Origin of the sequence: Bradyrhizobium sp. SZCCHNRI2009 (assembly GCF_032485115.1) — a bacterium.
GTDB lineage: Bacteria > Pseudomonadota > Alphaproteobacteria > Rhizobiales > Xanthobacteraceae > Bradyrhizobium.
Genome location: NZ_JAUEUH010000004.1, coordinates 578,424 through 598,687, shown reverse-complemented (window position 1 = coordinate 598,687; position 20,264 = coordinate 578,424). Strand labels below are relative to the sequence as shown.

The 20,264-nt window shown below is 65.5% G+C and carries 17 protein-coding genes; 7 read left to right on the top strand and 10 right to left on the bottom strand.

What is annotated here, in order from left to right; all coding sequences use genetic code 11:
- Window positions 1–571: 571 nt before the first annotated feature.
- Window positions 572–3,631 (top strand): autotransporter domain-containing protein, encoded by a 3,060-nt coding sequence (locus QX041_RS18055; protein WP_316166150.1) that lies wholly within the window; start codon window positions 572–574, stop codon window positions 3,629–3,631.
- A gap of 61 nt (window positions 3,632–3,692) precedes the next feature.
- Here the strand turns inward: QX041_RS18055 and QX041_RS18050 are convergent, their stop codons facing one another.
- The 6 genes from QX041_RS18050 to QX041_RS18025 form a co-directional block, all read right to left on the bottom strand.
- Window positions 3,693–5,213, bottom strand: a complete 1,521-nt coding sequence (locus tag QX041_RS18050; RefSeq protein WP_315712921.1) for a tripartite tricarboxylate transporter permease — start codon at window positions 5,211–5,213, stop codon at window positions 3,693–3,695.
- Window positions 5,214–5,332: 119 nt separating this feature from the next.
- Window positions 5,333–5,875 carry a tripartite tricarboxylate transporter TctB family protein gene (locus QX041_RS18045; protein ID WP_315712922.1) on the bottom strand — a complete coding sequence of 181 codons (543 nt, stop codon included), beginning with the start codon at window positions 5,873–5,875 and terminating at the stop codon, window positions 5,333–5,335.
- Window positions 5,876–5,907: 32 nt separating this feature from the next.
- Complete coding sequence (locus QX041_RS18040; RefSeq protein WP_315825115.1) at window positions 5,908–6,894, bottom strand: tripartite tricarboxylate transporter substrate binding protein; 987 nt, start codon at window positions 6,892–6,894, stop codon at window positions 5,908–5,910.
- Between the two features lie 133 nt (window positions 6,895–7,027).
- Window positions 7,028–7,825 carry an enoyl-CoA hydratase/isomerase family protein gene (locus tag QX041_RS18035; protein WP_316166149.1) on the bottom strand — a complete coding sequence of 266 codons (798 nt, stop codon included), beginning with the start codon at window positions 7,823–7,825 and terminating at the stop codon, window positions 7,028–7,030.
- Window positions 7,825–9,018 carry a pyridoxal-phosphate-dependent aminotransferase family protein gene (locus tag QX041_RS18030; protein ID WP_315753552.1) on the bottom strand — a complete coding sequence of 398 codons (1,194 nt, stop codon included), beginning with the start codon at window positions 9,016–9,018 and terminating at the stop codon, window positions 7,825–7,827. Before QX041_RS18030 ends, QX041_RS18035 begins: the two co-directional genes overlap by 1 nt.
- 208 nt (window positions 9,019–9,226) lie before the next feature.
- A complete protein-coding gene (locus QX041_RS18025) occupies window positions 9,227–10,432 on the bottom strand; it encodes an alanine--glyoxylate aminotransferase family protein (RefSeq protein ID WP_316166148.1) in 1,206 nt (401 codons plus the stop codon).
- 127 nt (window positions 10,433–10,559) lie between these two features.
- On the opposite strand from QX041_RS18025, the gene QX041_RS18020 reads away from it, so the two are divergent.
- The 5 genes from QX041_RS18020 to QX041_RS18000 all read left to right on the top strand — a co-directional run bounded on the left by QX041_RS18020 (window position 10,560) and on the right by QX041_RS18000 (window position 16,643).
- On the top strand, window positions 10,560–11,318 hold the full coding sequence (locus tag QX041_RS18020; RefSeq protein ID WP_316166147.1) for a GntR family transcriptional regulator: 759 nt from the start codon (window positions 10,560–10,562) through the stop codon (window positions 11,316–11,318).
- 113 nt (window positions 11,319–11,431) lie between these two features.
- Window positions 11,432–14,386 (top strand): FAD-binding and (Fe-S)-binding domain-containing protein, encoded by a 2,955-nt coding sequence (locus QX041_RS18015; protein WP_316166146.1) that lies wholly within the window; start codon window positions 11,432–11,434, stop codon window positions 14,384–14,386.
- A 167-nt stretch (window positions 14,387–14,553) separates the two neighbouring features.
- Window positions 14,554–14,982, top strand: coding sequence for a GlcG/HbpS family heme-binding protein (locus QX041_RS18010; protein ID WP_315753544.1), 429 nt, complete (start codon window positions 14,554–14,556; stop codon window positions 14,980–14,982).
- A gap of 206 nt (window positions 14,983–15,188) precedes the next feature.
- Window positions 15,189–16,193 carry an SDR family oxidoreductase gene (locus QX041_RS18005; protein ID WP_316166145.1) on the top strand — a complete coding sequence of 335 codons (1,005 nt, stop codon included), beginning with the start codon at window positions 15,189–15,191 and terminating at the stop codon, window positions 16,191–16,193.
- A gap of 87 nt (window positions 16,194–16,280) precedes the next feature.
- Complete coding sequence (locus tag QX041_RS18000; RefSeq protein WP_315753540.1) at window positions 16,281–16,643, top strand: VOC family protein; 363 nt, start codon at window positions 16,281–16,283, stop codon at window positions 16,641–16,643.
- 1 nt (window position 16,644) lies between these two features.
- On the opposite strand, the gene QX041_RS17995 is transcribed toward QX041_RS18000, so the two are convergent.
- Window positions 16,645–17,517 (bottom strand): GNAT family N-acetyltransferase, encoded by an 873-nt coding sequence (locus tag QX041_RS17995; RefSeq protein ID WP_410051239.1) that lies wholly within the window; start codon window positions 17,515–17,517, stop codon window positions 16,645–16,647.
- A gap of 163 nt (window positions 17,518–17,680) precedes the next feature.
- On the opposite strand from QX041_RS17995, the gene QX041_RS17990 reads away from it, so the two are divergent.
- Window positions 17,681–18,166: a hypothetical protein gene (locus tag QX041_RS17990; protein WP_315753536.1), complete on the top strand. Its 486-nt coding sequence runs from the start codon at window positions 17,681–17,683 to the stop codon at window positions 18,164–18,166.
- A gap of 250 nt (window positions 18,167–18,416) precedes the next feature.
- On the opposite strand, the gene QX041_RS17985 is transcribed toward QX041_RS17990, so the two are convergent.
- The 3 genes from QX041_RS17985 to QX041_RS17975 form a co-directional block, all read right to left on the bottom strand.
- Window positions 18,417–18,641 carry a hypothetical protein gene (locus tag QX041_RS17985; RefSeq protein ID WP_316166143.1) on the bottom strand — a complete coding sequence of 75 codons (225 nt, stop codon included), beginning with the start codon at window positions 18,639–18,641 and terminating at the stop codon, window positions 18,417–18,419.
- Between the two features lie 159 nt (window positions 18,642–18,800).
- On the bottom strand, window positions 18,801–19,181 hold the full coding sequence (locus QX041_RS17980; RefSeq protein WP_316166142.1) for a hypothetical protein: 381 nt from the start codon (window positions 19,179–19,181) through the stop codon (window positions 18,801–18,803).
- A 303-nt stretch (window positions 19,182–19,484) separates the two neighbouring features.
- Window positions 19,485–20,264, bottom strand: coding sequence for an enoyl-CoA hydratase/isomerase family protein (locus QX041_RS17975; RefSeq protein ID WP_315753532.1), 780 nt, complete (start codon window positions 20,262–20,264; stop codon window positions 19,485–19,487).

Below are 20,264 nucleotides of genomic sequence, written 5' to 3'. Positions count from 1 at the left end.
AACATCGGTACGATTGTTTTGGTGTTCCCAGCCAAGTCCTATCCACCACAATCCGCGAACCAATTACGGCATGGTCCCAATCAGAAACTCGCAACTGATGCCGATGGTCGTGGGAGCCTCAGCGTGTGGCCTGTTCACCCGCCGCGTTTGGTCTGCTCGGTCCGCGAGGCTGACGCGCAGGGAGAATCTGGGCAATTCAGGTGCTCGTCGCGGTCTATCCGCAGCGTTTGAGGCAGGATCGCTGATGCCACAGCCCATGCTGCACAAGCCCGCCGCATGCGCGCCATTCGGTTGCAGAACGACCACGCACAACCGGAGGCGGAGGCTGGTTCGTATCGAATGTTGCACGACGGTCACAGGCAGCGACGAACTTAGGCCGTCTCGAAATCCACCCAAAAAATCGCAGTACCCGCCGAGGCGATCTTGGCTGCGATATGCCGTCTGGCACGATTGGAGGCGCCTGACGGCGCCTGCACGACATGGATTCAATCGCGAAGATGCAAAGGCTGACGTGCTGATCGCAAACCGATCCGGTCCCCATACGGTCTCGCGCTCGAGGCGGTTGTGCTGGTTGTCAGCGGCCGCGCTGGTCACCCCGGTGCTTGCGGCGGCGCCAGCCGTTGCGCAGGCCACCAGAGGCGGCGCCGGCGGCAGCAGCCAGGACACCTTCGCCAATGGCGGTGCCAGCTCGGCCACGGCCGTTGGAAATGTCGGCGCCAATGCACCTATTCCTACCCGAGGCGGCGGCGGTGGCGGCGCCGGCACACTCGGCGGGGCCGGCGGCAGCGATTCGACCGGTGCCGCACCGGGTGGCAGCGGCGGGATCGGTCCGGGCGCCAACGGACTAAGCGGTCAAAGCGGCTTCTCGATTCACAGCGGAGGCGGAGGTGGCGGTGGCGCACATGGCGCCGTCGTAACCACGGACACGAGCAACTCCGCAGCGCTGTCCGGCGGCAATGGTGGACGTGGCGGCGCCACCACCGGGGATTTCGGCGGTGGCGGCGGCGGCGCCGGCGGATACGGGGTGGTCGTCGATGGCAACGGGCTCACCTACAGCAATGGCAGCAGCATCACGGGAGGCAAGGGCGGCAATGGCGGCGCGGCTGCCTCGCTAAATGTCGTCGTGAATGGCTGGGGCGGCAATGGCGGCCAGGGCGGTTACGGTATCTTTCTGACGGGAAGCAGCGTCGTGCTGAACAACGCCGGCACCATCAAAGGCGGTGGCGGCGGAAATGGTGGTGACGCGCCATCCAGCACCCAACCGAATGCGAGTGGCGACGGTGGTAGTGGTGCCGCCGGCGTCGCCTTCGCCGCGGGCGGCACGCTGATCAACTCCGGCACCATCACCGGCGGCGACGCAGGCGTGGCCGGCGCGACGGATACCAGTCACTCCGGCACGGCTGGAACGGCCGGTGCGGGCGTCATCGGCGCCAATCTCGCGATCATCAACAGCGGCACGATCTCGCGCGGTAACGGCTTCGGATTGTTCGCAGCCCCCGCCGCCATCAGCTTCACCGGCGGCAGCAACGTGCTGGAGATCTGGGCGAGCTCGATCATCAATGGCAACGTCGTCGGCACCGGCACCGATACGTTCCGGCTCGGTGGCGCCGCGAACGGCAGCTTCGACGTTTCCACGATCGGCGCGACCGCACAATTCCAGGGCTTCTCGAGTTTCGTGAAGACGGGCACCGCGACCTGGACGCTGACCGGCACGACGACCGCGGTTACGCCGTGGAGCATCAACCAGGGCGCGCTCGCGGTGTCATCAGATGCCAATCTCGGCGATGCTTCCGGCAGCGTGTCGTTCGGTGGCGGCACGCTGCAATATCTCGCCGGCTTCAGCTCCAGCCGGACCGTGACCCTCAATGCCGGCGGCGGCACGTTCGATACCAACGGCAACAACGCGACACTCAGCGGGACGATTTCGGGCACGGGGGGGCTCACCAAGGTCGGCGTAGGCATCCTGACCTTGTCAGGCACCAGCAGCTACACCGGGGCGACGACCATCGACGGCGGCGTGCTCGACGTCGAAGGTGCGATCACGAACACCTCTGGGGTGACCGTGAATGCCGGCGGCACGCTGACGGGTGCGGGTCTCGTCGATCCGCCGATGACGGTCGGCATCAATGCCGGCGGCACGCTGGCGCCGGGCAATGGCACCGCCGGCTCGTCGATGACCATCGTCGGCAATCTCGCCTTCCAGTCCGGTGCGTACTATCTGGTGCAGCTCGATCCGACCACGGCCTCATTCGCGAGCGTCACCGGAACGGCCACCCTCGGCGGCGCCACCGTCAACGCCGTGTTCGGCACCGGCGGCGGTTATATCGACAAGCGCTACACCATCCTGACCACGAGCGGCGGCATCTCGGGCGGCTTCGGATCGGTGGTGAAGACCAACCTGCCCTCCGGCTTCAAGACCAGCCTGAGCTACGACGCCAACAACGTCTATCTCGATCTGATCCTCGCCTTCGCCGTGCCCGGCGGACTCAACGGCAATCAGAAGACGGTCGGCGATACGCTGTCGGCGTTCTTCGATCGCACCGGCGATATTCCCGTCGTGTTCGGCAAGTTGAACCAGGCGGGCCTCACGCAAGCGTCCGGCGAGAGCGCCACCGGCGTGCAACAGACCACGTTCAACGCCATGAGCCAGTTCGCCAGCCTGCTGACCGATCCCTTCGCACAAGGTCAAGCCAGCGGCGGGGGCGCGATCAGCTATGCTGACACATCCCGCAAGCGCACCGATGCTTTCGCGATGCTGACTGACGACAGGCCGGCCGAGTTTGCGCAGCGCTGGAATGTCTGGGCGGCGGGCTTCGGCGGCTCGCAAACGACCAGCGGCAATGCAGTCGTCGGCTCCAACGATACCACCAGCCGCATCGCCGGCACCGCCGTCGGCGCCGACTACCGGATCGCACCGCGCACGATTGCGGGCTTCGCGCTCGGCGGCGGCGGCACCAGCTTCAGCGTCAACGGCCTCGGCTCCGGCCGCTCCGATCTGTTCCAGGCCGGCGCCTATCTGCATCATCATATCGGCCCGAGCTATCTGAGAGCGGCCCTGGCCTATGGCTGGCAGGACGTCACCGCGGATCGCACCGTCACCATCTCCGGTGTCGACCGGCTGCGCGCGACCTATCAAGCCAATGCCTGGATCGGCCGCATCGAGGGCGGCACGCGCTTCGTCGCTCCCATAGGCGGCATCGGCCTGACGCCTTACGCGGCTGCGCAGGTGACGAGCCTGCGCCTACCGGCCTATGTGGAGCAGGCCATCTCCGGCACGTCGACCTTCGCACTGAGCTACACCGGCAAGACCGTCACCGACACACGCACCGAGTTCGGCCTGCGCACCGACAAGTCCTACGCGCTGGCAGACGGCGCGCTCACCTTGCGCGGCCGCCTCGCCTGGGCGCACGACTTCAATCCCGATCGTTCGGTCGCGGCGACGTTCCAGACGCTGCAGGGCGCAAGCTTCGTCGTCAACGGCGCCGCGCAGGCGCGCGACTCCGCGCTGACGACGACCTCGGTCGAGATGAGCTGGCAGAACGGCTGGAGCGCCATGGCGACGTTCGAAGGCGAGTTCTCGAGCGTCACCCGTTCCTATGCCGGCAAGGGCAGCGTGCGCTACTCGTGGTAGGAGCGGCGTAGCCGATCGAGCGCAGGCGTCCAGCTGGCAGGGGTGATCAGCGACAACCGTACTAAGCCTCGGCCTTCGCGGCCGGCGCTCCCGACTTGCTGAAGGTCGCGATCACACGATCGATCAGCGGCCAGAACAGCAGCACGATCGCCAGCGTCGTGATGGTGCCCACCAGCCCGTTCGCCCAGAACACCTTCATGTTGCCGCCGGAGATGATCATCGACTGCCGGAACGCGTCCTCGGCACGGCTGCCGAGCACCAGCGCCAAGGTGAACGGCGCCAGCGGGATCTTGATCTTCTTGAAGACATAGCCGACGACGCCGAAGCCGAGCATCAGCCAGACGTCGAACATCGCGTTCTGGATCGCGTAGGCGCCGATGGCGCAGGACACCACGATCATCGGCGCCACGGCCGCGAACGGCACGCGCAGGATCGAGGCGAAGATCGGCACGGTGGAAAGCACGAGCACGAGGCCGACGACATTGCCGAGATACATCGAGGCGATCAGGCCCCAGACGAAGTCCTTGTGCTCCACGAACAGCAGCGGGCCGGGATTGAGGCCCCACACCATCAGGCCGCCGAGCAGGATCGCCGCGGTGCCCGAGCCGGGGATGCCGAGCGCCAGCATCGGCAACAGCGCCGCCGTGCCTGAGGCATGCGCTGCGGTCTCAGGCGCGAACACGCCCTCAATGCGTCCCTTGCCAAAACTGTCCGGATTCTTGGAGAATCGCTTGGCGAGGTTGTAGCCCATGAAGGAGGCCGCGATCGCGCCGCCCGGCGTGATGCCGAGCCAGCAGCCGATCACCGAGGAACGCAGCAGGGTCATCCAGTATTTCGGCAGGTCCTTCCAGACGGCGAGCACCGTGCGCAAGGAGATCGCGGCGGCGTGACCGCGCAGCGCCAGGCGTTCCTCCATCGTCAGCAGGATCTCGCTGATGCCGAACAGGCCGATGACCGCGACCAGGAAGTTGATGCCGCGCAACAGATCGGTCGAGCCGAAGGTCATCCGCAACTGACCGGACACGGTGTCCATGCCGACGCCGGCAAGCAGCAGGCCGAGCGCCATCGCAATGACCGTCTTGTGCTTGTCCTCGCGTCCCAAGCCCACGAATGAGCAGAAGGTCAGGAGATACACGGCGAAGAATTCAGGCGGACCGAACTTCAACGCAAACGACGAGATCCAGGGCGCCAGGAAGGTGATCAGCATCACCGCGACCAGCGAGCCGATGAACGACGAGGTGAAGGCGGCCGTCAGCGCCTCCGCCGCCTTGCCCTGCTGCGCCATCGGATAGCCGTCGAAAGTGGTCGCCACCGACCACGCCTCGCCGGGAATGTTGAACAGGATCGAGGTGATGGCGCCGCCGAACAGCGCGCCCCAGTAGATGCAGGACAGCATCACGATGGCCGAGGTCGGGTCCATCGAGAAGGTCAGCGGCAGCAGGATGGCGACGCCGTTGGGCCCCCCCAGCCCGGGCAGCACGCCGACGAAGACGCCGAGCACGAGCCCAACCATCATCAGCAGCAGCGTCTTCCAGGTCAGGAGGACCGCGAACCCGTGCAGCAGCAGACCCAAGGCTTCCATGATTTCATTCCAACTGTTTCCTCGTCATTGCGAGCGCAGCGAAGCAATCCAGAGTCGAGTGCGCAGCCCTGGATTGCGTCGTCGCGTTGCTCCTCGCAATGACGGCGGAGAGACCGGTGTCAGTACCCGAACGCCGCTTCGAGCGGGCCCTTCGGCATGATCACGTCGAACACGACATCGAACGTCACGAACATCACGGCGCTGAACAGGAACGCCGTGAGCAGCGATTTCCAGATCGCGATCTTGCCGACGAGACGCATGAACCCGGCGATGAGCAGGAAGCTCGCGACATAGATGCCGAGAAACTGCATGGCGATGCAGAACAGCAGCGTCGGCACGAACACCGCCATCACACGGCGCAGCTGCGCGCGCGTCACGAAGGTCTCGACCGCTTCTTTGCTGGACAGAAACGCCGCGCCGATCCCGTAAAGGCTGGCGCCGCCGAGGATCACCGACAGATAGAACGGAAAGTAGCCGGGCTCCGGACCGGTCGAGTCCCAGGACGCGCCGGTCCGCCAATTGTCCCAGGCGAGTACGGCCGCGAGCGCGAGCAGCAGCAGCGAGACCGCGACGTCGACGGTCCGGGTGGAGGTGACGGCCGGAGAATTCTCCTCCGGCGCGGTCGGATCGTCGACGGCAATCTCGAGCTCAGCGTTGGACATCGATCCTCCTCATCCCCTCGCCCCGCCCAGCCTCACTTGGCGACGAAGCCGGCTTCCGTCATCAGCTGCTTGTTGAGCGAGCCGTCCTCTTCGAGGAACTGCAGCATGTCCTTGCCGGTGAGGAAGATCGGCTTCAGCGCCTGCTTCTCCATGTAGTCCTTGTACTCCGGTGTCTGCACCAGCTTGCTGAACAGGTCGACGTAGAACTCCTGCTGTTCCTGCGTCACCTTGCCCGGCAGGAACATCGCGCGCAGCATCAGGTATTGCACGTCCAGCCCCTCCTCCTTGCAGGTCGGAATGTCGTTCCAGGACTGCGTCTCCGTGACCTTGGTCGTGTAGGAGATGCGCTCCTTGTCGAACACGCAGAGCGGACGCACCTGGCCGGCGCGCCAGACTTCGAGATTCTCGGAAGGATTGTTGACGTTCGCTTCGGTGTGCCCGCCGACCAGTTGGGTCGCAGCCTCGCCGCCCGACTTGTAGGGCAGATAGGAGAACTTGGCTCCGGTCTTCTTCTCCATGAAGACCGTGAGCACGTGATCTTCGCGCTTGGAGCCGGTGCCGCCCAACTTGAACGGCGAGCTCGACGCCTTGGCAGCCTCGATGAACTCCTTCACCGTCTTGGGGCCGTTGACGTTGTCCCACAGCACGAACTGATCGAGTGCGATCACCGCGACCGGCGACAGCTCGTGCCAGTCGAACGGCAGCTTGGCCGACAGCGGCAGCATGTAGATCAGCGAATAGGCGATCAGGATCTTGTTCGGATCGCCGTCGCTGGACTTCATGTACATCAGGGCTTCGGCGCCCGACGCGCCGCCCTTCAGCGACACGACAACCGGCTGCTTCAGAAGATTGTTCTTCTGAATGGCAGCCTGCATCATCCGCGCCATCTGGTCTGATGCACCGCCAGCGCCTGCGGCGACGACAATCTCGACCGGCTTGGTCGGCTCCCAGCCGGCAAAGGCGGGCGCAGTTGCAAAAAAGGCCGCCGTTGCGGCCGCGATCTTGATGAGTTTGCGCACGTGTTTTCTTCCCCGTTCGAAGCGCCAGCTTGCATCCTACCAGGATACTGCTGGCTTATTGTGGTCAGTTCAAGAACACAAGCATGATGCGGCCTCATGTTCCTCGGCATAAGGTCGCAAGCACGGCATTGGACTACTTGCCTTTCCAATTCGGCGTCCGCTTGTTGAGGAACGCCTCCATCCCCTCGCGGAAATCCTCACTCATATAGGCGCGCAGGATCAAATCCTCGCCCTCGTCCCGCGACAGGGTCCGGCGAATGCGGCGCACCGCCTCCTTGGTCACCTCGAGGGTGATCGGCGCGTGCGAGGCGATGAGCCTCGCGGTCTCCAGCGCGCGTGTCTGCAGCGTCTCGACGTCAGGCACGATCTCGTTGAGCAGACCGAGCGCGAGCGCCTCCGGCGCCTCGACCAACCGTGCCTTGAAGATCAGATCCTTGGTGCGCGCCGGTCCGATCAAGGAGACCACGCGCGAGATGTTCGACATCGACAGGCAGTTGCCGAGCGTGCGCGCGATCGGAAAACCGATACGTGTCGTCTCGGTGCCGATGCGAATGTCGCAGCAGGCGGCAATGCCGGCGCCGCCGCCGGTGCAGGCGCCCGCAATCGCCGCAATCACCGGCACACGGCACAGCTCCAGCGTGCCGAGCACGCGGTCGATCCGCGCCTCGTAGTCGAGCGCATCCTGCGCGGTCTTGAAGGCGCGGAATTGCGAGATATCGGTGCCGGAGGCAAACGCCTTGTCGCCCGCACCGGTCAGGATCAGCGCCTTGATCGACCGATCGGCGTTGATGGCCTCGCAGATCGAGGCCATCCGGTCGTACATCGCGAAGGTCATCGCGTTGCGCGCCTGCGGCCGGTTGAAGGTGATCTTGGCGATGCCGTCGTCGACGGCATAGATCAGATCGTCGGAGCCGGTCACAGGCGCGGTCATCAGGCCACCTTCGGGATTGGCGCCGCCTCGCGCGCCTTCAGGACGTCCATTGCCGCGAGCACGCCACCGGCACGATGCGGCACATTGGCGAGCGCAAGGCCCATCTCGACGCCGGCGAGCGTCCCCATCAGCATCAGGTCGTTGAAATGACCGATGTGGCCGATGCGGAACACCTTGCCCTTGATCTTGTTGAGGCCGGTGCCGAGCGACATGTCGAAGTTTTCCAGCACGGTCTTGCGGAACTGATCGGCGTCATGGCCTTCGGGCATGACCACGCCGGTCAGCGCCGGCGAATGCGCCTGCGGATCGGCGCATTGCGTGTCGAGGCCCCACGCCTTCACGGCGGCGCGCGTCGCAAGGCTGTGGCGGCGGTGGCGGGCGAACACGTTCTCGTGCCCCTCCTCCTCCAGCATCTTCAGCGCCTCGTTGAGGCCCATCAGCAGATTGCAGGCCGGCGTGTACGGGAAGGTGCCGAGCTTGTTGAAGGTGATGATCTCCTGCCAGTCCCAGTAGGAGCGCATGCCGGGATTGGCCTTGGCGGCGGCGAGCGCCTTCTCCGAGACGGCGTTGAAGCCGAGGCCCGGCGGCAGCATCAGGCCCTTCTGCGAGCCCGCAACGGAGACGTCGATGCCCCACGCGTCGTGCTCATACTCCATCGAGCCGAGGCCGGAGATGGTGTCGACCATCAGGAGTGCCGGGTGGCCGGACCGGTCGAGCGCCTTGCGCACCTCGAGCGGCGGCGTTAGGCAGCCGGTCGAGGTCTCGTTGTGCACGACGCAGACGGCCTTGATCTTGTGCGCCTTGTCGTCGACCAGACGCTGCTCGATCGCCGCGATGTCGGCGCCATGACGCCAGTCGCCGGGGATGAAGTCGACGTCGAGCTTGAACTTGTCGGCGATGCCCCGCCACAGCACAGCGAACTGGCCGGTCTCAACCATCAGCACCCTGTCGCCGGGCGCGAGCGCGTTGACGATCGCGGCTTCCCACGCGCCGGTGCCCGACGACGGATAGATGATCACCGGCTGCTTGGTGCGGAAGATGCGCTGGCTGGCCGCCAGCACGGCGAAGCCGAGCTCCGCGAACTCCGGACCGCGATGGTCCAAGGTCGGCATGTCCATCGCGCGCAGCACGCGGTCGGGCACGTTGGTCGGTCCCGGAATCTGAAGAAAATGCCGTCCCGTGTGCACAGTCATTGGCGTCCATCCCCGGTCATTTGGTTGGTGCGCGGACGTGGCATCCCACGCGCTGGCCGCGCTTTTCTCCCGCCAGACCGCTGGCGTCAATAAAGAAGACGCAAGCACCGATCGCTCCGGGCTGACATCCCTCAGATGCACACAAATCCCCTTCTTCTGTGCAGTGCGGCATAGCGGGACGCCCCAGCTTGCTGCACGCGGTTTGGCCTCATTTCACCGCCGCAAGCTGGCGCGGCGCATTGCCCTGCGATGGCTCATCCAGCAGTACCATCGCGGCATCGACACCGCCCGCGCGATGCGGCACGCCGGCCGCACGCAGCCCCATCTCGACTCCGCTCAGCGCCGCCATCAGGGTCAGCGCATTGCACTCGCCGAGATGGCCGATGCGGAACACCTTGCCCGCGACCTTGGACAGGCCCGAGCCGAGCGACATGTTGTAATTGTCGAGCACGACCTGTCGGAACTGATCGGCGTCATGGCCCGGCGGCATCAGCACGGCGGTCAGCACCGGGGAAAAATCCTTCGGCTCCTGGCACAGCACCTCGAGACCCCAATGCTCGACCGCGGCGCGGGTCGCGGCCGCAAGCCGCTGGTGGCGCGCGAACACCTGGTCGAGTCCCTCCTCGAGCAGCATGGCAATCGCTTCGCGCAGGCCATAGAGCAGGTTCGTCGCCGGGGTATAGGGGAAGAAGCCGTTCGCGTTCAGCTTCAGCATGTCCTCCCAATCCCAGAACGAGCGCGGCATCTTGTTGGCCTTGGCAACAAGGCGCGCCTTGTCCGAGACGGCGTTGAAGCCGAGCCCCGGCGGCAGCATGAAGCCCTTCTGCGAGCAGGACACGGCGACATCGACCTTCCACTCGTCGAAGCGGAAGTCGGCCGAGGCGAGACCGGAGATGGTGTCGACCATCAGCAGCGCCGGATGCTTGGCGCGGTCCATCGCGGCGCGCACCTCACCGATCCGGCTGGTCGCGCCGGTCGAGGTTTCGTTGTGCACGACCATCACCGCCTTGAGCCGATGACCGGCGTCGGCGACCAACGCCTCCTCGATGACGGCAGGGTCGACGCCACGGCGCCAGTCGCCGGGAATGAAGTCGACCTCGATTCCCCACCGCGCCGCCATCTGCCGCCACAGCGTGGCGAAGTGGCCGGTCTCGACCATCAGCACCTTGTCGCCCGGCGACAACGTGTTGACGATGGCAGCCTCCCAGGCGCCGGTGCCCGAAGACGGATAGATGATCACCGGGCTCGTGGTCTTGAAGATCGCCTGCGAGCCGCCGAGCACGGCCTTGCCGAGTTCGGCGAACTCGGCGCTGCGGTGATCGATCACCGGCATATCCATCGCCCGCAGCACCCGCTCGGGCACCGGACTCGGGCCCGGAATATGCAAAAAATGACGGCCTTGGGGACGGGTCACGACAGAGCTCCGGGCAACGACGGCATTCTGGCACCCATGATTGCATTCAATCTTTCAGCATGCAAGAGCTTAACCGCATGCACGTATGAGGTCGACCACATCTGTAACTACCGCTACAATGCGTAAGATGAGTTCCACGATTCCCGATATCGAGACGCCACCCTTGGCAGGGCCAAGTGGTCGATCCGTGCCTGCGCGGGACGAGACCTCGCTGCATGACGAGATCCTGGCGCGGCTGCGCGACTACATCGTCGAGGGCCATGTCGCCGACGGCGGACGCCTGTCCGAGCGGCAGCTTTGCGAAATGCTGGGGGTGTCCCGCACCCCCTTGCGCGAAGCGCTCAAGGTGCTCGCAGCCGAGGGGCTGGTCGAGCTGCTGCCCAATCGCGGCGCCCGGGTGCGCCCGCTCAGCGCCGCCGACATCCACGAATTGTTCGACCTGATGGGAGGCCTGGAAGGCCTCGCCGGACGCCTCGCCTGCGAGAAGATTTCAGATGAAGCGATCGCGGAAATCGAGCAGTTTCATCATGATATGTACGGATTCTACATGCGGCAGGACATGCAGGGTTATTTCCGCATGAACCAGTTGATCCACCGGGCGATCGTCGACGCCGCCGCCAACGCCACCCTTCATGCGACCTATGAGAGCCTGGCGGGCCGCATCCGCCGGGTTCGCTTCTCCGCCAATTTCGCCCGCAAGCGCGAACGCTGGAGCGAGGCCATGCGCGAGCATGAGCTGATCCTCGATGCCCTGCGCCGGCGCGCCGGAAGCGAGCTGTCCGACATCCTGTTCCAGCATCTGCGCAACAAGGGCGCGGCTGCGATCGCGTACTTCGCCGAGAGCCAGCCGCCGCTGGCGGGAGCCAAGCCAGACAAGGTCGAATAACGCCGGGGATTGCCCAAATTTGCATGCAATCAGATTGACGCATTTGCGGAAATGAATGACACCGGGCGGAACAGCGCCCGCCGGACGACAGCCGGGCCCGACCAGGGATCACCATGCCGAACGCCAAAGCCGGTCCGTCCAGGCTCGAACAGAAGCTCCGCGCCGAGATGACGGGCGACGTCTTCTTCGACCGCTTCAACCGCGGCCGCTACGCCACAGACGCCTCGTTCTACCAAGTCATTCCGGCGGGCGTGGTCGTGCCGCGCACGATGGACGAGGCGCTGCGTGCGCTCGCCATCGCCCGCGACGACGGCCGCATCGTCACGCCCCGCGGCGGCGGCACCTCGCAATGCGGCCAGACGGTCAACGAGGGGATCGTCGTCGACTTCTCCAAGCACCTGAACCGCATCGTCTCGCTCGATGTCGAGGGGCGGACCTGCGTGGTCGAGCCGGGCATCGTGCTCGACGACCTCAATCGCCAGCTCAAGAAGCACGGCCTTTGGTTTCCGGTCGACGTCTCCACGGCGTCCCGCGCCACGATCGGCGGCATGGCCGGCAACAATTCCTGCGGCGGCCGCTCGCTGCGCTACGGCACGATGCGCGACAACACCATCGCCATCGACGCCGCGCTGGCCGACGGCACGCTGGCGCATTTCGGCGAGGTGGCGCGAGACCTTCGTGACGTCAGCGCGCCGGAGAGCGCGCGCACGCTGTTTCGCGACATGCTGGCGCTGGGCGAGCGCGAGGCCGCGGAGATCGCCGACAGATTTCCCAAGGTGCAGCGCCGCGTCGGCGGCTACAATCTCGACGCACTGACGCCGCGCAACGCCGCCAACAACCTGGCGCATCTGCTGGTCGGCTCCGAGGGCACGCTGGCCTTCTCCACCCGGATCGAGCTCAAGCTGTGGCCGCTGATCCGCACCAAGGTGCTCGGCGTCTGTCATTTCGGCAGCTTCTATCAGGCGATGGATGCGGCCCAGCATCTGGTCAAGCTGAAGCCGATCGCGGTCGAGCTGGTCGACCGCACCATGATCGGGCTGGGCCGCGACATCGCGATGTTCCAGCCGGTGATCGCGGCGGCGGTGCGCGGCGATCCCGACGCGATCCTGGTGGTCGAGTTCGCGGAGGAGACGAAGGACGAGAACCTCGCCAAGCTGAAGCAGCTCTCCGAGCTGATGGGTGATCTCGGCTTCTCCTGGAGCAACGAGATCAGCAAATGGGGCGGCGTCGTCGAGATATCAGACCCTGTGCTGCAGACCGCCGTCGCCGACTTCCGCGCCGCCGGCCTCAACGTGATGATGTCGATGAAGGAGGCCGGCAAGCCGGTGTCGTTCGTCGAGGACTGCGCCGTGCCGCTGCCCCACCTCGCCGACTACACCGCGCGGCTCAACGAGGTGTTCGCCAGGCACGGCACGCGCGGCACGATGTACGCGCACGCCTCCGAGGGCTGCCTGCATGTCCGCCCGGTGCTGAACCTGAAGCTGGAGAAGGACGTCAAGGCGATGCGCGCCATCGCCGAGGAAGCTTTCGCCATGGTGCGCGAGTACAAGGGTTCGCATTCCGGCGAGCATGGCGATGGCATCGTGCGCTCGGAATTCCATGAGCAGATGTTCGGCAGCCGCATCGTCGCCGACTTCAAGGAGGTCAAGCAGCGCTTCGATCCGGCGAACGTGCTCAATCCTGGCCGCATCGTCGATCCACCCAGGATGGACGACCGCTCGCTGTTCCGCTATCCGCCGGACTACCGCATCGACGACATCAAGCCGGTGCTCGACTGGTCGGCCTATCCGGGTGCCGCCGGCGGCTTCCAGGGCGCGGTCGAGATGTGCAACAACAACGGCGCCTGCCGCAAGCTCGACGGCGGCGTGATGTGCCCGTCCTATCGCGCCACCCGCGACGAGAAGGATGTCACGCGCGGCCGTGCCAATACCTTGCGGCTCGCGATCTCCGGCCAGCTCGGTCCCGGCGCGCTGTCGTCCGACGAGATGATGGAGACCTTGAAGCTCTGCGTCTCCTGCAAGGCCTGCCGCCGCGAGTGCCCGACCGGCGTTGACATGGCCAAGATGAAGATCGAGGTGCTGGCGGCCCGGGCGACGACGCATGGCCTCACGCTGCGCGACCGGCTCATCGCCTATCTGCCGCGCTATGCCGATATGGCTGCCCGCATCGCGCCGCTCGTGAACCTGCGCAATCATGTTGCGCCCCTGCGCGTGCTGATGGAGCGCGTTGCGGGCATCAGCGCCAAGCGCAAGCTTCCGGCCTTCCGCACCGACACCTTCCGCGTCGACGCCGACGCGTTCGGTCCGGCTGATGGCCCCGAGGTCGTGCTGTTCGGCGACACCTTCAACCGCGTCTATGAGCGCGAAAATCTCGACGCCGCGCTGCGCGTGCTGATCGCCGGCGGCTATCGCGTCTACGTGCCCAAGCCGGCCGATGGCGGCCGCGCCCTGTGCTGCGGCCGCACCTTCCTCTCCGCCGGCCTCGTGGACGAGGCCAAGTCCGAGCTGCAGCGCCTGGTCGAGACCTACGCGCCGTTCGCCTCGCGCGGCGTGCCGATCATTGGCCTCGAGCCAAGCTGTCTGCTGACGCTGCGCGACGAACTGCTGTCGCTGCGCAACGACGCCACCGCGAAAACAATCGGCGCACACGCGCTGCTGCTGGAAGAGTTTCTGGCGCGCGAGGCCGAGAGCGGCCGGCTGGCGCTGCCGCTCGCCCCCCTGCCCGGCAAGGCCTTGTTGCACGGCCATTGCCATCAGAAATCCTTCGCCGCCTTCAAGCCTGTCGAGCAGGTGCTGCGACTCATTCCGGAGCTCACGGTCGAGACCATCGAATCCTCCTGCTGCGGCATGGCCGGCGCGTTCGGCTATGGCGCGGAGACCTACGAGGTCTCGCTGCAGATGGCGGAGGCGTCGCTGCTGCCCGCCGTGCGCAACGCCGACGCCGCGACGTTCATCGTTGCCGACGGCACCTCCTGCCGCCACCAGATCCAGGACGGCGCCGCCCGCGGTGCCGTTCACGCCGCGCAGCTCCTGGCGATGAGCCTGGACCGGGCGCAAGCATCAACGTAGGTCACGAGAGACCGGACGCCGCGGAGCGCGACCTCAATGTTCGTCATTGCGAGGAGCGTAGCGACGAAGCAATCCAGACCTTTTCTTTCGTCCTGGATTGCTTCACTTCGCTCGCAATGACGGATGATAGAGCCGACTTTTCATCACAAATCGCAAAGGACACCGACATGGCCGATCTCAAGCTCGACGCCGCTCGCAAGATTCTGGATGCCACGCTCGCGAAGGGCATCGAGAAGAAGCTCAAGCCGCTCGCCGTGATGGTGCTCGACGCCCGCGGCTGCCTGAAGGCCGCCGCCGCCCAGGACGGCACCAGCCTGATGCGGGCCGAGGTCGCGCATGGCAAGGCTTATGGCGCGCTGGCGCTCGGCCTCGGCTCCCGCGCCCTGTTCCAGCGCGCCCAGGAGCAGGCCTATTTCATCGACGCCGTGAACACGCTGGCCCAGGGCCGCATGGTCCCGGTGCCCGGCGGCGTGCTGATCATGGACGGCACGACGCTCGTCGGCGCCGTCGGCGTCTCCGGCGACAGCTCCGACAATGACGAGATCTGCGCCGTCGCCGGTATCGAGGCCGCCGGCCTCAAGGCCAATCCGGGCTGAGCTCCGGTCGCACCTGCAAAGCTCAGCGAGCTTTTCCGTCCCACAATCTCGAGGGGGCTGGCCGCCCTCTCGAAGCCTGATCGATCATGCGTCGAATTCCACGGCTCAGATCGCGGCTGACGGAGAATTCATTCGGCCGGCTTGACCGGCCCGAAACATTGCCGGCTGCTGCACGTTTGTACGACGGGGCGCGTGGAGAACCGGACATGCCTCGCAGACGAGCTCGCACCATCATCATCACTGGCGCCTCCGCCGGCGTCGGCCGTGCCATCGCGAACCGCTTCGGCGAGGCCGGCGATCGCATCGGCCTGATCGCGCGCGATGAGCATGCGCTGCGCGACGTCCAGCGCGAGCTGCAGGCGCGGTTTGCCCATGCCGAATACGAGGCCGTCGATGTCGCCGATGCGCAGGCCCTGTTCGACGCTGCCGAGCGGCTCGAGCAGCGCCTGGGTCCGGTCGACATCTGGATCAATGACGCCATGGAAACGGTGTTCTCGACCGTGGCCGACATCACACCGGAGGAATTCCGCCGCGTCACCGAGGTGACCTATCTCGGTTTCGTGCACGGCACGATGGCGGCGCTGCGATCGATGCGCCGACGCGGCGAAGGCCGCATCATCCAGATCGGTTCGGCGCTCGCCTATCGCGGCATTCCGCTGCAGGCGGCCTATTGCGGCGCCAAACATGCGATCCGGGGCTTCACCGACTCGCTGCGGGCCGAGCTGATGCACGAGCGCTCAGGCATCACGCTCTGCATCGTCGATCTGCCCGCGGTGAACACACCGCAATTCGACTGGGCTCGCGCGCACCTTGCGCATACGCCACGGCCAATGGGCCGGCCGGTGGAGCCTGAGGTGATCGCGGACGCCGTCTATCGCGTTGCCGATGGCGGCTTCCGCGAATATTGGATCGGCTGGCCGACGCTGCTGACCATCCTCGGCAACGCCGTCGCCCCGGCTTTGCTCGACCGCTACCTCGCCGCCAAGGCGATCGCCGGGCAGCAGACCGACGTGCCGCTGGTGCCCGACCGCACCGACAATCTCGATCACCCGGTTACACGCCTGCACCGCACACGCGGCTCGTTCAGCCGTGGCGCGGCCCTGCACGCGATGCTCGTGCCCGGCGATGTGGCCCGCGCCGCGACCGTCGCAATCGGGGCCGCTGTCTTCTTTGCGCTGGGAGCGACGCTGAGCCGGCGGGGGAGGCGCTAGGCCGCGCGTTGCAACGCGGTGCTTGCGTGACACCGGCGAGATGCGCTTTTCTGCTCCGCGCTATCCATTCCCGTCCGGAGCGCCTGCATGACCATCGAAAGCATCAGCGCGATCACCATTGCCACCCATGACATGGCCCGCGCGGTCGCCTTCTATCGCGCGCTCGGCTTCGACGACATCCCGTATGGCGGCGCCGACACCCCGTTCACGACCTTCCGAGTCGGCGCGGGCTATCTCAACCTGATCGCCATGCCGGAGGACAAGCAGTGGAGCTGGTGGGGCCGCATCATCTTTCATGTCTCGGACGTCGACGCCGTCTACGCCAAGGCGCTGGCCGCCGGCTTCTCGCCCTCCACCACGCCGCGCGACGCCGAATGGGGCGAGCGCTACTTCCATCTCACCGATCCCGACGGTCACGAATTGAGCTTCGCGCGGCCGCTCGACAAATGAGCTAGCCGAGCTCGAAAGTGGTGACGCCGAACAGCCGCTCGATGCGTAGTGGCGCGATCGGGCGGGTGTACATGCGCGCGGTCTCGAACACCGGCTTCAGCCCGAGACTCTCCGCCAGCGCCACCGCCTCCGGGTTGATCGCCGGCACATCGAGGAAGACCTCGGAGTCGCCGATCTCGCTCAGCAGCGCCGAGACGATGGCCTCGGCATCGGCCCGGCTGTGCGCGACCAGCGGACCGATCTTAGAGCCGGTGCGGCACGGCCGGATCACGCCCCAGGCGGCAAGCGCGCCATCGCGGATGACAGCGCGGCCGACATGGCCGGCGGCTCCGATCCAGGCCTGCAGGAACGCGCGGCGCGACGCCGGAAACACAGCCGCGTCGGAGGCTTCGATGTCGGCCAGCGGCACGTCGCTCAGCGCAACGAAGTCCGATCGCGCAGCAGCCGGCAGCACCGTAGCGGCCTTCCCGCCATAGCGGACATTGGCATAGGCATATTTGAAGCCGGACTTTCGATAATTGTCCTGCTGCGCGACGACACCGTCGAGGCCGACGACACGCGATCCCGCATGCGCCATCGCAGCCTGCCAGAGCCGCAGGCCATAGCCATGCCCCCGCAGATCAGGACGTACGATGTAGAAGCCCAGAAACGCGAAGCGTTCGTCGTAGTTGACGCAGGACACCGTCGCGACCGGCACACCGTCACGTTCGGCGATGAGAAATCCCTGCGGATCGACCACGGAAAAGCACGCGGCGTCGGACAGGCCGGGATTCCAGCCCTCGGCCGCCGCCCAGTCGATGGCCAGCGGAATCTCTTCCGGCCGCATCGGCCGGATGAGAAGGCCGTCGGTTGCAATTGGGCCACTTTGCATCATCTCACAACGCTAGTGCCAACTGCCGTCCTTCGCAGCAACAAAGATGCCCTTGGGCGGGAATATTGCGATCGTTGCGCACAACGCTGCGCAGGGCTAACGTTCATCTCCCATGATACGACGAAACGCACAAACCGATCGCATGCGCCCTCGGTGGCTGACATGGATGCTGCGTGGCCTCATGGCCAGTGCCGCATTGCTCGCGACGGGGTCAGCTTTCATCGCCATCTTCAATCCACCGGCCGCCGTTCTATTTCTTTCAATACTCACCTCGCCGCTGTTCATGAATACACGGCCACCTCCGATGTTCGAGAACGACGTTGCGGACTCCTGGCTCAAATCAGTGGAGAGCGGAAAACGGCTCACGGCCCACCTTCAGGCGGAATTCCCATCCGGAACACCAGCCGCGATGTTGACAGCAACGCTGCTGAAGCAAGGATTCGAACCGTTCCCGGATTGCGTCCGCGACGGACATATCGTGGTGCGGCTGGGAGAGATTCATGCACCATGCCGAACGTCCGAGACCGCCAATGTCCATTTCTATCGATGGGGCAATCCAGCCTGTGTGCAGACGATCGACGTGACCTGGAAGTCAGACGATGCAGGAGCGATCACAGAGGTGACAGCAAGCCATCATGACGCCTGCCTGTGAACGCGGAAGTCAGTCCATTCCCTGCTTATGAGTTCTCAGCCCTATGACTGCGACGATCGGATCAGCTAATCCGACGGGGCCTGCCTCTGGTGGCGACCGGCTGCCAGCCATCGACATCCTCCGCGGCCTCGCCCTCTTTGGCGTCATGGCGATCAACGTCGTATTTGAGTTCCGTATCTCGATCTTCCAGCAATTTCTGCCGACGCCGAGAGCGCACGAAGCGGGCACGACCTTCTTCGCCGGATCGTCATCACCGGAGACGGTCAAGCTTTTGTGGGCCATCGTCGGAGACTCGCCCTTCAATCGCGCCATCGAAGATGGTCTCGCGCGCGCCGTCTCCATGAAGGCGCTTGCCCTGTTCTCGCTGCTGTTCGGCATCGGGCTGGCCATGCAGTTCGACCGGATCGCTCCGGAGCGACGTATCCCCCTGCTGCTCCGGCGGCTGCTCGTCCTGCTCGCGATCGGCATTTTGCACCTGACGCTGCTGTGGAATGGTGACATCCTGACCGAATATGCGCTTGCCGGACTGCTCGTGCTGCCGTTCCTGTTCGCGCCAAGCTGGCTGGTGATCGCGAGCAGCCTCACTCTGCTCGGGCTGTACTTCACCAGCTGGCTTATTCCCGTGCTGCCGCTACTAAGCTCCTCCTGGATGATGCAGCATGTTGTCGATGCCAATCGCATCTATGCCAACGGCAACTTCTCGCAGATCCTGGTGTTCCGGCTGTCCGAAATCAGCGCCATCGCGCCGCTGCATTTGTGGATCTTTCCGCGCACGCTCGGACTTTTCCTCGCCGGCATCGTCATCTGGCGATCCGGCCTTCTGCGCGATATGCCGCATCACCGCGTCATGCTGCTGCTGACGGCCCTGGCCGCACTCGCTGTCACGATCGACGCCGGCGCATCGCTTGCGACTGTGAGCCTGGCGCTTGCCTATGGTGCGCTGATCCTTTCGGCTGCAAGCACCATCTGGGGCGCCCGCCTGCTCGGCTGGGCGGCTCCCGTCGAGGCGGGCCATGGGGGCGGCGAGCTCCCGGCCTTCCCTGCGCCCTCTTCGTTCAGAGGGCGAAATCTGACGCAAGACTCGGACGCGAAGCGTCGCGAGATCGCCGATCCATGTATCACCCTAGGTGGACAAATATTGTTGGAGCAAAGAACCTTTCCACCCCTCCACTGTCATCGCCCGCGAAAGCCGGCTATCCAGTATTCCAGAGGCCGTGGTCATCGAACCGGGAGGCCTCGGCGTACTGGATGCTCCGCCTTCGCGGAGCATGACAGCGGCAACAACAGAGCCGCCGTCACACACTCTACCCGCAGCGAGCTACTTCCCCGGCCACACCGGCTTGCGCTTCTCGGCAAACGCCCTCAGGCCCTCCTTGGCATCCTCGGTCATCGCCAGCAGCGCGATCTGGCTTTCGAGATAGGCGATGGACTCGTCGAACGACATCGAGGCGATGGCGCGCATGGCGTATTTGCCGCGGCGGATGGCGGTCGGCGACTTGTCGACGAGACGGCCGATCAGCCAGTCCATCTTGCCGTCGAGCTCGGCGGCGGGAACGACATGGTTGAGCAGCCCGGCAGCCTGTGCAGTCTTGGCGTCGAACGGCTCGCCCGTGAGCGCCCATTCGTTGACGAGACGCGGCGGCGCGATACTCTGCAAGAGGCTCAGGACCTGCATCGGGAACACGCCGACCTTCACCTCCGGCAGGCCGAAGACGACGTGATCGGCTGCGACCGCCATGTCGGTCATGCACAGCAAGCCCATGCCGCCGGCCATACAGACGCCGCCGACGCGCGCAATCGCCGGCTTGGTGGAATTCTGCGACAGCCGGAGCAAGTCCGCGTAATCGACATTCGGGCGGGAGAAATCCATCGCGAAGGCCGCGCCGGAGTTCTGCAGGTCGGCGCCGGCGCAGAACGCCTTGTCTCCTGCGCCGGTCAGCACGATCACGCGCACCTCGGGATCGTCATGTGCCGTGCGATAGCCGCGCGAGATCCCGGCGATCACGTCGCCATTCAGCGCGTTGCGCTTCTCCGGACGATTGATGGTGATCCAGAGGGCCTGCCCGCGCTTGTCGAGAATCACGCTGTCGTCGGTCAT

What these genes read in the sequence shown, in the direction of transcription:
- QX041_RS18050 (WP_315712921.1), bottom strand. Translation starts at nt 5,213, where the DNA reads ATGGAAGCCTTGGGTCTGCTGCTGCACGGGTTCGCGGTCCTCCTGACC.
- QX041_RS18045 (WP_315712922.1), bottom strand. Translation starts at nt 5,875, where the DNA reads ATGTCCAACGCTGAGCTCGAGATTGCCGTCGACGATCCGACCGCGCCG.
- QX041_RS18035 (WP_316166149.1), bottom strand. Translation starts at nt 7,825, where the DNA reads ATGACCGCGCCTGTGACCGGCTCCGACGATCTGATCTATGCCGTCGAC.
- QX041_RS18030 (WP_315753552.1), bottom strand. Translation starts at nt 9,018, where the DNA reads ATGACTGTGCACACGGGACGGCATTTTCTTCAGATTCCGGGACCGACC.
- QX041_RS18020 (WP_316166147.1), top strand. Translation starts at nt 10,560, where the DNA reads ATGAGTTCCACGATTCCCGATATCGAGACGCCACCCTTGGCAGGGCCA.
- QX041_RS18015 (WP_316166146.1), top strand. Translation starts at nt 11,432, where the DNA reads ATGCCGAACGCCAAAGCCGGTCCGTCCAGGCTCGAACAGAAGCTCCGC.
- QX041_RS18010 (WP_315753544.1), top strand. Translation starts at nt 14,554, where the DNA reads ATGGCCGATCTCAAGCTCGACGCCGCTCGCAAGATTCTGGATGCCACG.
- QX041_RS18005 (WP_316166145.1), top strand. Translation starts at nt 15,189, where the DNA reads ATGCCTCGCAGACGAGCTCGCACCATCATCATCACTGGCGCCTCCGCC.
- QX041_RS18000 (WP_315753540.1), top strand. Translation starts at nt 16,281, where the DNA reads ATGACCATCGAAAGCATCAGCGCGATCACCATTGCCACCCATGACATG.
- QX041_RS17995 (WP_410051239.1), bottom strand. Translation starts at nt 17,517, where the DNA reads ATGATGCAAAGTGGCCCAATTGCAACCGACGGCCTTCTCATCCGGCCG.
- QX041_RS17990 (WP_315753536.1), top strand. Translation starts at nt 17,681, where the DNA reads ATGCTGCGTGGCCTCATGGCCAGTGCCGCATTGCTCGCGACGGGGTCA.
- QX041_RS17980 (WP_316166142.1), bottom strand. Translation starts at nt 19,181, where the DNA reads ATGGCCCGCCTCGACGGGAGCCGCCCAGCCGAGCAGGCGGGCGCCCCA.
- QX041_RS17975 (WP_315753532.1), bottom strand. Translation starts at nt 20,264, where the DNA reads ATGACCGACGACAGCGTGATTCTCGACAAGCGCGGGCAGGCCCTCTGG.